Source organism: Rhodococcus shunpengi (assembly GCF_048381395.1).
GTDB lineage: Bacteria > Actinomycetota > Actinomycetes > Mycobacteriales > Mycobacteriaceae > Rhodococcus.
Genome location: NZ_JBLWIU010000025.1, coordinates 38,135 through 51,629, shown reverse-complemented (window position 1 = coordinate 51,629; position 13,495 = coordinate 38,135). Strand labels below are relative to the sequence as shown.

Below are 13,495 nucleotides of genomic sequence, written 5' to 3'. Positions count from 1 at the left end.
GAACCATGACCATCTACGACGACAAGGTGTGGTTGTCGCAGTACGACGCTGCGCAGCGGCAACCACGCACGATCGAATTCGACGACGCCCTGGCGATGTTCCGGGCGACCGTCGAACGCGATCCGGACGCCGACATCATCCGCTACTTCGACGGCCGGATCACCGCAGGCGAACTCGACGAACTGAGCGACGCGTTCGCCGCCGGAATCCTCGACGCCGGGTTCCGGCCGGGTGAGCGGGTCGCGATCTATGCACAGAACGTGCCCCAGTTCGTCATCGCCCAACTCGGAACGTGGAAGGCCGGCGGCATCGCCGTGTCCGCCAATCCGATGTACCGCGAACGCGAACTCGAGGAGATCCTGCGCGACTCCGGGGCCACGGTCCTCGTGGCGCTGCAATCCCTCTACACCGAGGTGGCAGCGAAGGTCGTCGAGTCGACCGACGTGCGCACCGTGATCACGACGTCGGAACTGGAGTACCAGAGTGCCAACAGCGGCACCCTCGCCGGCGTCGAACGCATCTCGTGCGCGGGCACCACGGACATGGCGGAGATGCTCGCGGCCTTCCGGGACCGGACCGTCCCTCCTGCCGAGATCGGCCCCGGCACGGTCGCTTTCCTGACGTACACCTCCGGGACCACCGGTCCGCCGAAGGGCGCGATGACCACCCACCGCAACGTGGCGTTCAATGCGCAGACCTACCGGGACTGGATCGACATCGGTCCCGACGACGTCATCCTCGGCGTCGCACCGCTGTTCCATATCACCGGACTCGTCGGCCACATCGCCCTGTCGCTGCTGACCGGCGCACCGCTGGTGCTGATGTACCGCATGGATCCGGCCGACACCATCGAGACGATCGAGAAGCAACACGCCACGTTCACGGTCGGGTCGATCACGGTGTTCATCGCGTTGATGAACGCCCCGAACGCGAGCAAGGAGGCCCTGGCGAGCCTGACCAAGATCTATTCGGGTGGGGCACCGATTCCACCGAGCACCATCGCGGCGTTCGAGGAGGGACTCGGCCACTACATCCACAACATCTACGGCCTCACCGAGACGACCTCCCCGTCGCACGGGGTGCCACTCGGCAGGCGGGCTCCGGTCGACGAGCTGACCGGAGCGACCTCCGTGGGCGTGCCGGTCTACGACACCATCGTGCGGATCGTCGACGACAACGGCAACGACCTTCCCCCGGGCGAGGTCGGGGAACTCGTGACGGCCGGACCGCAGGTGGTGGCCGGGTACTGGAACAAGCCCGAGGCCACGGCGAACTCGATCCCGAACGGCGTGCTGCACACCGGCGACGTCGGCTACATGGACAGCGACGGCTGGTTCTACATCATCGACCGCAAGAAGGACCAGATCAACGCCAGTGGCTACAAGGTCTGGCCTCGCGAGGTCGAGGACGTGCTCTACGAACACGACGCCGTTCGCGAAGCAGCGGTGGTGGGTGTACCCGACGAGTACCGCGGGGAGACTGTCAAAGCTTTCGTCAGCCTCCGCCCCGGAGCCACGGTCACGCCCGATGAGCTGATCGCATTCACGAAGAAGCGACTGGCGGCCTACAAGTGCCCACGCTTCGTCGAGATCATCTCCGACATTCCCAAGACGGCGACGGGCAAACTGCTGCGCCGCGAGCTACGAACGACGACACCGTCCTGACGATGGTCGCAGAGTTCCTCGCCCGCATGCGCATTCCGTAGGCGCTGCGACGAAGGCGGGTCTTCTTCGGTACAGAGCTACCGGAGAAGACCCGCCTTCTCGCTTGCGACCGGACGGCACACCATCACGACCCGCACATTGCGCGGATCAACCGCGCACGGTCGCCATCAGGGCATCGAGTGACTCGGCAGCAGGAAGTGCGAGCGCGGTTCCCGCGACCTCTGCGGCACTCTCCGGCGACAACCGTCCTTCGACGTTGAGATCGAACTTCATCGTGAGTTCGTCGTCGGAGAGCGGGTTCGCCGGACCACCTCGGTTGTGGTCGACGCGAGCTTCGTGCCAGGAACCGTCCCGGGTACGTACCCGGAGAACCGCCGGGAACTGGTGGGGGTAGATCTCGTCGCAGCGGTCGTCGCTGTAACTCGTGACCAGCCGCGCGAGTTCGAGTGTGCGCGGATCCTTCGCGGCAGCGTCGGTGAAATCGGCATGTCCCACACCGAGTCCCGAGCCACCGAGCAGTGCCCGTGCGACGGTGAACGGGCCCGAGAAGGCCGCGTGGTAACCGGATTCGGGAGCAGCCTTCGATGCCGGGGGCTCGGCGATCGTGCGTAGTACCGGCTTCGGCACGCCGAGCTGGATCTCCACGATATCGGCCGGGTCCAGGCCGTCGCGGACGAGCGCTCGTGCGGCGTCGATACCGGCGTGAGTGAAGTGATTGCACGGATAGGGCTTGAAGAAGATGCCCGGCAGTTCCCAGTGCTCGCCCAGTCCGTCCAGGACCTTCGCGGTGTCGGCCCGATCGCCGCAGAAGGCGTGCAGGAACCCGAAGCGTCCTTCGATCACGGTCGGCGGTCCCGTCAGTCCGGCCCGAGCGAATTCTGCCGAGGTGACACCGGAATGCGCCGCCCATCCGCAGTGCGTCCGCTTGACCGTGCCGCCGGTGCGGTTCGCTTCGAGCAATCCGGCACCGAAGCTCGCGGCGATGCCCATGGCATCCGCGATACCTTCGGCGTCGAGTCCGTACAGCATCGCTGCGGCGGCAGCCGAACCGACGGCACCGCAGATGGAGGTCGCGTGCTGGCCACGTTCGAAGAACTCGGAGTTGCCGAGTTCCTCGTCGTAGCCGCCCATACCGAGGCGAACCACGATCTCGATACCCACACCCGCGGCGTCGAGAACGGCTGCACCGGAGGCTCCCACGGCTTCACCCACAGCGAGCGCCGCCGGGATCACCGAGGCCGAAGGGTGCAGCACCGACGGCAGGTGGGTGTCATCGGAGTCCATCGAGTGGGCGAGTGTGCCGTTGACCAGCGCGGCAGTGGCCGCCGGGAATCGTTCTCCGGTGCCGATGCCGGTGGCCGCGGTTGCGCCGGACCAGTTGCGTGCCACCTCGGTGACGGCGCGAGCGGACGGCTGGTCGTGCGCCGCGAGGGAGTTTCCGAGCAGGTCGAGTACCCGGCGCGCGACGTCCTTGCGCAGTTCTGCAGGCAGTCCCGTGGTGCGGATGTCCGCGGCGAGAGCGGCGAGCCGGCCGACGACCGTTCCGGTCAGGTCGTGTCGAGTCTCGGTACTGGTCACGAGGCCACCACCGCGACGGGGCGCACGGGCGAACCGGTACCGCCGGTGATGCGCAGCGGTGCCATGACGAACGTGAATTCGGTCAGGCCGCGGGCACTGGCATCCTCGAGGTTGAGGTGCTCGATGATATGGATTCCGTTTTCCACCAGCAGTACTCGGTGAACCGGAAGAACGCTGTGCCCCTTGCCCGCCGGGATGTGTTCGAAGGCCGTCGTGTCTGCGCCGGCGGCTGCGATGCCGCTCGCCGCGAGCCACCGGCCCGCACCGACATCGGCACCCGGAACACCGTCCTGCTGGCCGAGATAGCGCTGCGGATCGTCGAAGTACCGGGCCCATCCGGTACGGATCAGCACGACATCACCGCGGCGCGGTGTCACACCGGCGGCGTCGGCCGCGTCGCGCAGGTCCTGCTCGGTGACCGCCTGCCCCGCATCGAGGGAGTCGACGCCGCGGACCCGGGCGACGTCGAGGAGCAGTCCGCGACGAAGCATGAAGGGAATGGACTCGGCGCCGAGCTGGGAGAACTTTCCACCGCGCTGGGCTTCCTCGGCGTCGATACCACCGTGCAGCTTCCCCTCGTGGCTGACGTGGGAGAGCGCGTCGACGTGAGTGCCGACGTGTCCGCCGGTCACGATGATCTCGTTCGATGCCGATCCGCCGTCGGGTCGCACCATGTCGCCGTGCCGGCGGATGAGCGTCATCCGGAAGCCGGGATGGTTCGGTGAGCAGGGCATACCGGTCGTGTGGGGATGTCCGAGCTCGACGATGTCGACGTCGGTGTCGACGACCGCACTCAGCAGTGCGTCGGGACCGGCGATGGTTTGTTCGGTCATGATGTGGCTCCTCGTACTGTGATGGCCTGGGCTCGGTCGAGAACGACGCGAGCGTTCGCAACGACCGCCGGGTCGATGAATCTGCCGTTCTCGTCGAGAACTGCGGACTCCCCCGCTGCCGAGGACGCGGACGCGTCGTCGACTATTCGCTGCGCCCGCTCTCGTTCTTCGGCCGAGGGCGTGTAGGCCTCGTTGACAATGTCGATCTGCTTCGGGTGGACGACGGAGCGTCCGAAGAATCCTTGGATGCGGCCGGCTCGGGACGATTCCGCGAGCCCGTCCAGGTCGTTCACTGCGGTCCAGACACTCTGGATCGGCGACGACAGTCCCGCCGCGCGTGCGGCTGTGACGATCCAGCCGCGCGCCCAGGTCAGTCCGTCGGGTTCGGTACGCAGGTCCGCGGCGAGGTCGGCTTCACCGAGCGCGATTCCGGTGACGCGGTGGTGACATCGCGCGATCTGCGGTGCGGCGAGCAGACCCGCAGCGGATTCGATGATCGCGTGGACCGGACAGTCGAGCCGATCCGCGGTCGCCGCAACCGTATCGGGATCGTCGGCCTTCGGCAGTCGAACGCCGGCCGGGGTTCGATCGGCGGCCGACAACGCGGCGATCTCGTCGTCGAGCCACTGCGATCCGATGGCGTTGAGCCGCAACCAGACCACGCGGTCGGAGGGTGCGCTGTGCACGGCCGCGATGGCGTTGTCGAGTGCACGTTTCTTCGCATCGACGGGTACTGCGTCCTCGAGGTCGATGACGACGGCATCAGCGGCACTGGCGAGCGCCTTGTCGATGCGGTCCGCGCGATGCCCCGGAACGTACAACCAACTGCGGGGCGTCATACCGGTTCTCCCACCGGGGCGTGAACCTGACGGTACCCGAGAGCGCGCGAAACCCTTTGTGCCGCTTCGACGAGCGCGTCCTCGTAGCGGTCGAATGCTTCGTCGGTCATGCGGTAGCTCGGCCCGCAGACCGACAGCGAGCCGACCACTGTGCCGTCTGCACCGAAAACGGGCGCGGCGATCGAGGCCGCGCCTTCCTGGCGTTCGCCGGTCGATCGGCACACACCGCGCTCACGCGCCTCCTGCAGCACTGCACGCAGCGCGGCCGGATCGGTGATGGTCTTCCCGGTCAGGCGCGTCAATTGCCGGGACAGCACGTCCTCCTGCTCGGACTCCGACAGGTACGCGAGGATGATGCGTCCCGAGGACCCGCTGTACAGCTCGAAGCGACGCCCCAACTCCACCGTCATCTTGATTTCCTGGGTGCTCTCGACCTGGTCGAGGTAGACGCGTCCGCCCGGCAGCCGGCCGGTCACCGTCGCGGTCTCACCGGTGGCACGTTGGAGGTCTTCCAGGGCACTGCGGGCGACACGACGCAACGGAGACACATCCAGTGCACGAGCCCCGAGCGTGGCAGCGGCGGGACCGAGCAGGTAGCGGCGGGTCGAGGGCTCATAGAGCAGTAGACCGCATTCGACGAAGGTCGTGAGGATGCGGTGGGTGACCGCCTTGGAGATCCCCGTGGAGCGGGCGATCTCCGAGACGCCGAGCGCGCTCGACCGGCGACCGAATTCGAGCAGCACTTCCGCGGCTCGCGCGGCGGAGGTGGTGCCGCCAGTTGAGGACTCCATTGTGGCTCCGTTCGCCGGTCGGTTCGGATGGTGAACACCTTGTCAGGTCTGCTGGACATGCTGCGGGAGCGGCACGACCGTTCAAGGCCTTGGACACTTTGTACCGCTTAGCGAAACGATTGTCCAGACATGACCACTCGCGTTACATCGAAGTTTCCCAGCGCAATTCGCCCAATTCCCACTTGCGCATCGATTCGAGGAGGCGCATAGTGCAGGAGATCACTTTCCAGTGTTCCGCTGAGCGAAACACCATCTAGGAGGCAGTGTGACAAGTCCGGAATTCGACCTCGTCGTCGCCGGCGCGGGCGGCGGACTCGTCGCGGCCCTGCGTGCCGCGGAACTGGGCGCGAACGTTCTGGTCATCGACGCCGACGAACACTTCCAGCGCGGCAACAACACCTCGATGTGCACGGCGATGATCCCCGCGGCGGGGACACGCTGGCAGGATGCGGCCGGCGTCGAGGACGATCCGCACCGTTTCCTCGACGACATCACCCGCAAGACCGCAGGTACGGCAGATCAGCGGGTCGCTCGGGCACTGACCGAGGTCAGCGGCGCACTCGTGACCTGGTTGGCCGACATTCAGGGCCTCGACCTCGAGCTCGTCACCGACTTCCGCTATCCGGGACACACCGCCGACCGCTGCCACAGCATTCCCGGCCGCCACGGCTCCCACCTGCTGCGTCACCTGGTGCACCGCGCCCAGGCACATCCTCGGATCGAACTGATCGCCCCGATGAGTCTGCGCGAGGTCTACACCGTCGACGGCCGCGTGACCGGAGTAGAGATCGCCACCCCCGACGGAAACACCGAACGGCTCACGACCGGGGCCGTGCTTCTGGCGACGAACGGCTTCGGTGCCGACCGCGACCTGGTCCGGACCCACATGCCCGAGATCGCGGACGCCCACTACCACGGTGGTCAGTTCAGCCGTGGCGACGCGCTCCGCATCGGCGGGCGACTCGGAGCCGACACCGGTTTCCTCGACGCCTACCAGGGCCACGCTGCGCTTTCGTCGCGCAGTCAGACGCTCGTCGGCTGGGCGACTGTGGTCCACGGCGGTATCGTCGTCGACAGCACCGGCCGGCGATTCGCCCCCGAGACCACCGGTTACTCGGAATTCGCCGCCCTGCTCGCCGCCCGACCCGGATCTGCCGGCTGGATCATCATCGACGAGCACATCGAAGAACTGTGCTCGGTGTTCGACGATTTCCGCACCGTCGCCGAGAGCGGGTCGCTGGTGCGGGCCGTCACGTCCACCGACCTCGCCGACGCCATCGGGGTGCCCGCATCAGCACTCGAGGACGAGCTCACTGCCGCCCACAGCGCCGCGGCCGGACTCGAGCCCGATCGACAAGGACGCACCGATACCCGACACCCCCTGACCGCGCCCTACATCGCGATCGCTGTCAAACCGGCACTGTTCCACACCCAGGGCGGACTCGTCGTCGACGAACACGCCCGCGTACTCGCCCACGGAGCCCCCATTCCCGGCCTGTACGCATCCGGCGGCGCCGCCGTCGGAATCTCCGGCCACGGAGCCGGCGGCTACCTCGCCGGCAATGGTCTGATCACCGCGCTCGGTCTGGCCTATCTCGCCGCCGAGCACGTGAGCAGCACCGTAACCGTTTGAAAACGCACCACCTGTCCCGATACTCCCCAGGAGATGACATGACCAGCTACCTCATCAAGAACGGCACCGTCGTCCGCACCGAGGACACCGCGGCCGCGGAAGGCGACATCGCCGACGTCCTCGTCGTCGACGGCAAGATCGCCGCCATCGGCCCCGACCTCCAGGCCGACGGTGCCGAGATCGTGGACGCGACCGACAAGCTGGTGTTCCCCGGTGTCGTCGACGCCCATCAGCACTGGGGCATCTACAACCCGCTCTCCGAGGACACCCACACGGAGTCCCGGGCCAGCGCGCAGGGCGGCGTCACGACCGCACTGACCTACATGCGCACCGGCCAGTACTACCTGAACAAGGGTGGCGCCTACGCCGATTTCTTCCCCGAGGTCCTCGAGGCCTCCGCCGGGCGCAGCTACATCGACTACGCGTTCCATCTCGCCCCGATGTCCAAGCAGCACATCGGTGAGATCCCCGCGCTCGCGTCGGAACAGGGTGTCACGTCCTTCAAGATCTTCATGTTCTACGGCAGCCACGGCCTGCACGGGCGCTCCACCTCGCAGAACGACTTCCTGATGATCCCCGAGGACGAGCGCTACGACATCGCGCACTTCGAGTTCGTCATGCGGGGCGTCCAGAAGGCTCGCGAGCAGTTCCCCGAGCTCGCTCCGCACATCTCGCTGTCGCTGCACTGCGAGACCGCCGAGATCATGAGCGCCTACACCAAGATCGTCGAGCAGGAGGGCAAGCTCAGCGGCCTCGCCGCCTACAGCGCCTCCCGGCCTCAGCACTCCGAGGGCCTGGCCGTGACCATCGCGTCCTTCCTCGCCGACGAGACCGGCCTGCCGAACATCAACCTGCTGCACCTGAGCTCGGCGAAGGCACTGAAGGCCGCGATGAAGATGGCCGAGGCCTTCCCGCACGTGAACTTCCGTCGCGAGGTCACCATCGGCCACCTGCTCACCGACATCGACAACGCCAACGGACTCGGTGCCAAGGTCAACCCGCCGATCCGTCCGCGCGAGGACGTCGAGGCGCTGTGGGAGCACCTGCTCGCCGGCAACATCGACTGGGTCGTCTCCGACCACGCCTGCTGCAAGGACGAGGTCAAGTTCGGTGAGGACCGCGACGACGTGTTCGCCGCCAAGTCCGGCTTCGGCGGAACCGAATACCTCCTGCCCGGCCTGATCAGCGAAGGCCGCAAGCGTGGACTGTCCCTGCGCCGCATCGCGCAGTTGCTCTCCTCCAACCCGGCCGACCGTTACGGTCTGCCCGGCAAGGGACGACTCGCCGAGGGCGCCGACGCCGACATCGCGATCGTCGACCCCAATCGCACCTGGACCGTGCACGCGGCTGATTCCGAATCCACCCAGGAATACACGCCTTTCGAGGGATTCGAGCTCACCGCTGCGGTGACCGACACCTTCGTGCGCGGTAACCGGGTCCTGGCCGACGGAGCGGTCACCGGCACGCCCGCCGGCCGTTACCTCGCCCGCCCGTACTGAGGAGACACCCGTTGACCGACGACAAGCTCCCTGCCGGTCCCCTGCGGGGGATCAAGGTCCTCGACGCGTCCACCATCCTTGCCGGGCCGCTCGCCGCGCAGATCCTGGGTGACTTCGGCGCGGAGGTCATCAAGATCGAACATCCGGCGAAGCCGGACGGGATGCGCGGGCACGGCCTGGACAAGAACGGTGTCCCGCTCTGGTGGAAGATGGTCAGCCGCAACAAGCAGACCGTCACCCTGAACCTGAGCACACCGGAAGGCCAGGAGATCTTCCGCGATCTCGCCGCCGAAGCCGACGTGGTGGTCGAGAACTTCCGACCCGGTACGTTCGAGCGTTGGGGCCTGTCCTATGCCGAACTCGCCGAGCGGAATCCCGCACTGATCATGTTGCGGGTCACCGGTTTCGGACAACAGGGACCGTATGCGACACGTCCCGCGTTCGGCACGCTGGTGGAATCGATGAGCGGCTTCGCCCATCTCACCGGCCACCCCGACGGCCCTCCCACCCTGCCGGCATTCGGCCTTGCCGACTCCATCGCCGGAGTCGCCGGGTCCTCGGCGGTGTCGATGGCGTTGTTCGAGCGTGAACGCAACGGCGGTACCGGTCAGGAGATCGACCTCGATCTCCTCACACCGATCATGACCGCCGTCGGCCCCGGCGTGATCTACGCCGATCAGCTGGGCGTCGACCAACAGCGCACCGGCAACCGATCGCAGAACAATGCCCCGCGAAATCTCTACCGCACCAAGGACGACCACTGGGTAGCCGTGTCCACGAGCGCACAAGCGATCGCCGAACGGGTACTGCGCCTGGTGGGGCATCCCGAGGTCATCGACGAAGACTGGTTCGCCACCGGTCGCACCCGCGCCGAGCACGCGGACCTGCTCGACAAGTACGTCGGCGACTGGATCGCCGACCGTACTCGCGACGAGGTGGTCGTCGCCTTCGAGGAGGCCGGCGCCGCCGTGGCACCGGTCTACCGACCCAGTGACCTGCTGACAGATCCGCAAGTCGTCGCGACCGACATAGTCACCACCGTCGACGACGACGAACTCGGCCCCGTGCGCATGCAGAACGTCATGTGGCGCATGGGCCGATCCCCCGGTGCGATCCGCCACACCGGTCGCCCTGCCGGTGCCGATACCGACAGGGTTCTCTCCCACCTCGGGCGCAGCCCCGAGGACATCGACGAACTGCGGGCCCGGGGCGTCATCTGACCCTGCGACTGCGTCATCCGAGGAGTTCGCTATGAAATCGCGTTGGTGGACCATCGCCATCATTCTGGGCCTGGTAATCGTCAACTACATCGATCGCAGTGCCATCTCGTTCGCAGCATCCGATCTGCGCTCCGAGTTCGGGATCACTCCCGGTGAGTACGGCATCATCAGTTCCGCATTCTCGATCGGCTACATGCTCTTCGCTCTCCTGTCGGGACCGCTGGTCGACCGTTACGGTTCCCGGCGCGTGCTCATCGTGGGCATGTTCATCTGGGCCGCAGCCACGGCACTGACCCCGTTCGCCGGCGGGTTCATCGGCCTGATCCTGCTACGCATCCTCCTCGGAGCCGGTGAAGCGCCATGCTTCCCCGCAGCGACCCGCCTCGTCAGCCGTTGGCTGCCGGCGCAGGAACGAGGCAAGGCGCTGGCCCTGATCGGCGGTGTGGCGGTCTCCGGCAGCCTGCTCGTCGGCGGACCGATCCTCACCCAGCTGATCGCCCTCACCGGCTGGAAGGCGATGTTCTGGATTCTGGCGATCGTCGGAGTCGTGTGGGTCGTGATCGCCTATCCGACGCTGAAGAACTCGCCGAGCGAGGCCAAGTTCGTGTCGAAGGAAGAACTGGACTACATCCGCGCCGGCCAGCTGGACGGTGAGGAGACCGGTCACGAGTCGAGCACCGACTGGGGCGAGATCCTCCGCAACCGCAATCTCTGGCTCGTCGGTCTCGGATACTTCTCGTGGGGCTTCATGTTCTGGGCCTTCATGTACTGGCTCCCGCAGTACCTCGAGCACGAATTCGGTCTGTCCATCAAGGAGGTCGGTGCATTCTCCGTGGCGCCGTGGGCAGCCGGTGTGGTGGGCGCACTGCTCGGCGGAATCCTCGTCGACCGCGTGTACAAGCGCACGCAGAGCATCCGCTCGCGATTCATCATCATCGGTGTCGCGCTGCTGCTGGCGGGCGCGTCGATCGCACCGATCCTGTTCTTCCGCGGCAACATCGTCGTCGCACTGATCTGCATCTCCGCGGGTGTGGGCTTCGGCTTCATCACCGGCGGCATCTGGTGGGTCGCGTCGATCGATGCCGCTCCGAGCCAGCCCGGCACGGCCGCCGGTTTCGCCGATGCCTGCTTCGCACTGTCCGGCATCGTCGCTCCGTCGGTCATGGGCTTCAGTGTCGCTCGTACCGGCACCTACGACGGCGGATTCCTGGTCATGACCGCCCTGTGTCTGATCGGTGCTGTCGCGATGCTGTTCTTCACCAAGGAACCGCCGCGGCTGCAGGCATCGGACGACTCCGTCGACCACCGCGAGGCGGTCAAACGCGTCTGACACGCGTCTGACAGTGGTACCCCCTGCCGTGCAGGGACGATCGACGAATCGGACGGCGACGTCCACATGAGAGGACCGGCCCGAGCATTTCGGGCCGGTCCTTCGTCGTAGCTCCACGGTGAGAGGAACCGGTACCGTTGCAGGAACTGGTGACGTCGATGATGGAAGGGCCTCAGGGGGTGGGTCGGTCCACGTCCCCGCGCCACCCACCGGTCTCGTGTCCGCGCTGCTCGATGAACTCCTTGAACTTCCTCATGTCGTTCTTGACCCGGTTGCCGAGAACACCGAGTTTGTCGGCTACATTCTCGACGAATCCTTCCGGGTCGATGTCCATTTGGGCTGTCACTCGGGTCTTCTCGTCATCGAGACGATGGAACGTGATCACTCCCGCGTGGTTGGGTCCCGAATCCGACGTCCACGCCACCCGCTCGTCCGGATGTTGCTCGGTGATGGTGGCATCGAACTCGCGGACCTGACCTGCGATATCGATCACCCAATGAACATGCGTGTCGTCGAGTTGCCGGATCTCTCGAACCCCTTCCATGAAATGAGGAAACGATTCGAATTGTGTCCACTGGTTGTATGCGACGCGGATCGGTACATCGACATCGATGGCTTCCGTGATTGTGCTCATGGCGATCGCGTACCCCTTCCCTGAGAAGGCCACACCCGACCCCATGCCGCAACTGTCGTGTATCCGTCTTCCGGCCGTGTCGGATCGGAACCGCGGCCGGGAATGCGACCGCTCGACGCGTCCGGCTCCCCGAGCCGGGGCCGGTGATTGTGCAGGGACAGAATACGTTCGGGGTGGGGCCGTCGATCTCCCCCGGCGGCAATCCAGGCCTGCGTCGCCCGATGGGCCCGCTCGATCAACTCGCCGGCATGGCTGAAGTCGATCGGCGACACGGACACCGGACACAGTGGGGGTAGTACGTGCAGTTCGACCCGTTCGGAGAAGTCGGCGACCTCGAGCAGCAGGCGCTGGTGAGTGAGCAGCGTCAGAGCCTGCACCGCGGTGGCCAGCGCGGTGGTCGGAGGACGTGGCAGGGCACATGCGTAGCCGGCGGGCAGCACCCATACGTCGTCCGCGCCGAGGGCCACTGCTTGGGACAGAGCCGCATCGTCGGCGATACCCCCGTCGACGAGACTCAGACCCTCGCGTTGCAGGGCGGGCAGAACACCGGGGACGGCGGCACTGGCGAGCACGGCACTGACGGCCTCACCCGTAGAGAGCAGCACCTCGCGGCCGGTGAGCAGGTCGGTGGCCACGAGGTGCACGGGGATCGACGCGTCCTCGAGATCACGGTAGGGCAGGTGTGATTCGATGAGCTGCCGCAGGTTCCGGTCGGAACACAGCGAGGAACGGAGTCCGGTCACGGCCAGTAGCTGACGTACCGGATCGAGGGGGAAGACGTCCTGTCGGCGCAGATTCCGCCAGATCGCCGCCAGTTCGTCCAGAGCCGGGAGGCCGGTACCGCGACCGGCGACGTAGGCGGCGTTGAGCGCACCGGCCGACGTCCCGATCAGCAGATCGGGACGGATGCCTCGTTCGGTGAGCGCATAGAGCATCCCCACCTCCACGGCACCGAGACCGGCGCCACCACCGAGGACGAAGGCGGTGGTCATCGCCAGGGCGGGTCGTACACGGACGCCAACCGCGCCAGGGTCAGAGCCGCAAGCAGCAGTCCGACGTCTCGCAGGGCGACATCGTAGAAGCCGGGATAGCTCAACAGGTTGATCACGATTCCTCCGAGCCAAGCGGCGACGATATACGCCGCGTATCGCGGTTTGATCGCGACGGCGATACCGGCGACGATCTCGATCACCCCGACCACCAGCATCACCTGCTGCGCGCCGAGGGGACTGAGATCGACGATCCACGGCGCCAGATAGCCCTGCCAGGAGGTGAGCACGTTGGTGAACTTGTCGATGCCCATGACGATCGGGAGCGCGGTGAACCCGATGCGTAGCAACACGAATGCCCCGTAGGCGGGATCACTGCGAGCGCGGTGCATCACGTCGCCATGTGCAGGTGCACCGGGCGCTGTGGAAGACGAGTGAGCTGCGGGAGTGGTCATCACGGACCCCTTTGTAAAAACAATAGTTTA

At 66.4% G+C, this 13,495-nt stretch carries 12 protein-coding genes; 5 read left to right on the top strand and 7 right to left on the bottom strand.

Annotated features, from left to right (window positions below; genetic code table 11):
• Positions 1-5: 5 nt before the first annotated feature.
• Positions 6-1,664 (top strand): class I adenylate-forming enzyme family protein, encoded by a 1,659-nt coding sequence (locus tag ACNJ7K_RS15110; protein WP_487041858.1) that lies wholly within the window; start codon positions 6-8, stop codon positions 1,662-1,664.
• Between the two features lie 147 nt (positions 1,665-1,811).
• Here the strand turns inward: ACNJ7K_RS15110 and ACNJ7K_RS15105 are convergent, their stop codons facing one another.
• The 4 genes from ACNJ7K_RS15105 to ACNJ7K_RS15090 are packed head-to-tail and all read right to left on the bottom strand — an operon-like array spanning position 1,812 to position 5,705.
• Entirely contained in the window at positions 1,812-3,242 is a 1,431-nt protein-coding gene (locus tag ACNJ7K_RS15105; protein ID WP_230791808.1) for an MmgE/PrpD family protein, read from the bottom strand.
• Complete coding sequence (locus tag ACNJ7K_RS15100) at positions 3,239-4,075, bottom strand: cyclase family protein (RefSeq protein WP_016690780.1); 837 nt, start codon at positions 4,073-4,075, stop codon at positions 3,239-3,241. The genes ACNJ7K_RS15105 and ACNJ7K_RS15100 overlap by 4 nt, the downstream gene beginning before the upstream one ends.
• Positions 4,072-4,914, bottom strand: coding sequence for an HpcH/HpaI aldolase/citrate lyase family protein (locus tag ACNJ7K_RS15095; protein ID WP_016690779.1), 843 nt, complete (start codon positions 4,912-4,914; stop codon positions 4,072-4,074). The genes ACNJ7K_RS15100 and ACNJ7K_RS15095 overlap by 4 nt, the downstream gene beginning before the upstream one ends.
• Entirely contained in the window at positions 4,911-5,705 is a 795-nt protein-coding gene (locus ACNJ7K_RS15090) for an IclR family transcriptional regulator (RefSeq protein WP_016690778.1), read from the bottom strand. The genes ACNJ7K_RS15095 and ACNJ7K_RS15090 overlap by 4 nt, the downstream gene beginning before the upstream one ends.
• Positions 5,706-5,970: 265 nt before the next feature.
• Here ACNJ7K_RS15090 and ACNJ7K_RS15085 point away from each other — a divergent pair, with 265 nt between their 5' ends.
• The 4 genes from ACNJ7K_RS15085 to ACNJ7K_RS15070 are packed head-to-tail and all read left to right on the top strand — an operon-like array spanning position 5,971 to position 11,387.
• A complete protein-coding gene (locus ACNJ7K_RS15085; RefSeq protein ID WP_159418228.1) occupies positions 5,971-7,338 on the top strand; it encodes an FAD-dependent oxidoreductase in 1,368 nt (455 codons plus the stop codon).
• 38 nt (positions 7,339-7,376) lie between these two features.
• Positions 7,377-8,837, top strand: coding sequence for a dihydroorotase (locus tag ACNJ7K_RS15080; RefSeq protein WP_487041857.1), 1,461 nt, complete (start codon positions 7,377-7,379; stop codon positions 8,835-8,837).
• An 11-nt stretch (positions 8,838-8,848) separates the two neighbouring features.
• Positions 8,849-10,057 carry a CaiB/BaiF CoA transferase family protein gene (locus tag ACNJ7K_RS15075; protein WP_016690775.1) on the top strand — a complete coding sequence of 403 codons (1,209 nt, stop codon included), beginning with the start codon at positions 8,849-8,851 and terminating at the stop codon, positions 10,055-10,057.
• A 31-nt stretch (positions 10,058-10,088) separates the two neighbouring features.
• Positions 10,089-11,387: an MFS transporter gene (locus ACNJ7K_RS15070; RefSeq protein WP_016690774.1), complete on the top strand. Its 1,299-nt coding sequence runs from the start codon at positions 10,089-10,091 to the stop codon at positions 11,385-11,387.
• 172 nt (positions 11,388-11,559) lie between these two features.
• On the opposite strand, the gene ACNJ7K_RS15065 is transcribed toward ACNJ7K_RS15070, so the two are convergent.
• From ACNJ7K_RS15065 to ACNJ7K_RS15055, 3 genes are read right to left on the bottom strand one after another with little or no spacing between them, the layout of a single operon-like run.
• Complete coding sequence (locus ACNJ7K_RS15065; RefSeq protein WP_060653105.1) at positions 11,560-12,021, bottom strand: SRPBCC family protein; 462 nt, start codon at positions 12,019-12,021, stop codon at positions 11,560-11,562.
• Positions 12,018-13,013 carry a patatin-like phospholipase family protein gene (locus tag ACNJ7K_RS15060; protein ID WP_159418229.1) on the bottom strand — a complete coding sequence of 332 codons (996 nt, stop codon included), beginning with the start codon at positions 13,011-13,013 and terminating at the stop codon, positions 12,018-12,020. The genes ACNJ7K_RS15065 and ACNJ7K_RS15060 overlap by 4 nt, the downstream gene beginning before the upstream one ends.
• Positions 13,010-13,465 (bottom strand): membrane protein, encoded by a 456-nt coding sequence (locus ACNJ7K_RS15055; protein WP_026060865.1) that lies wholly within the window; start codon positions 13,463-13,465, stop codon positions 13,010-13,012. The genes ACNJ7K_RS15060 and ACNJ7K_RS15055 overlap by 4 nt, the downstream gene beginning before the upstream one ends.
• Positions 13,466-13,495: the final 30 nt, after the last annotated feature.

Coding starts and splice junctions, on each gene's coding strand:
- ACNJ7K_RS15110 (WP_487041858.1), top strand. CDS start 6: ATGACCATCTACGACGACAAGGTGTGGTTGTCGCAGTACGACGCTGCG.
- ACNJ7K_RS15100 (WP_016690780.1), bottom strand. CDS start 4,075: ATGACCGAACAAACCATCGCCGGTCCCGACGCACTGCTGAGTGCGGTC.
- ACNJ7K_RS15095 (WP_016690779.1), bottom strand. CDS start 4,914: ATGACGCCCCGCAGTTGGTTGTACGTTCCGGGGCATCGCGCGGACCGC.
- ACNJ7K_RS15090 (WP_016690778.1), bottom strand. CDS start 5,705: ATGGAGTCCTCAACTGGCGGCACCACCTCCGCCGCGCGAGCCGCGGAA.
- ACNJ7K_RS15080 (WP_487041857.1), top strand. CDS start 7,377: ATGACCAGCTACCTCATCAAGAACGGCACCGTCGTCCGCACCGAGGAC.
- ACNJ7K_RS15070 (WP_016690774.1), top strand. CDS start 10,089: ATGAAATCGCGTTGGTGGACCATCGCCATCATTCTGGGCCTGGTAATC.
- ACNJ7K_RS15065 (WP_060653105.1), bottom strand. CDS start 12,021: ATGAGCACAATCACGGAAGCCATCGATGTCGATGTACCGATCCGCGTC.
- ACNJ7K_RS15060 (WP_159418229.1), bottom strand. CDS start 13,013: ATGACCACCGCCTTCGTCCTCGGTGGTGGCGCCGGTCTCGGTGCCGTG.
- ACNJ7K_RS15055 (WP_026060865.1), bottom strand. CDS start 13,465: ATGACCACTCCCGCAGCTCACTCGTCTTCCACAGCGCCCGGTGCACCT.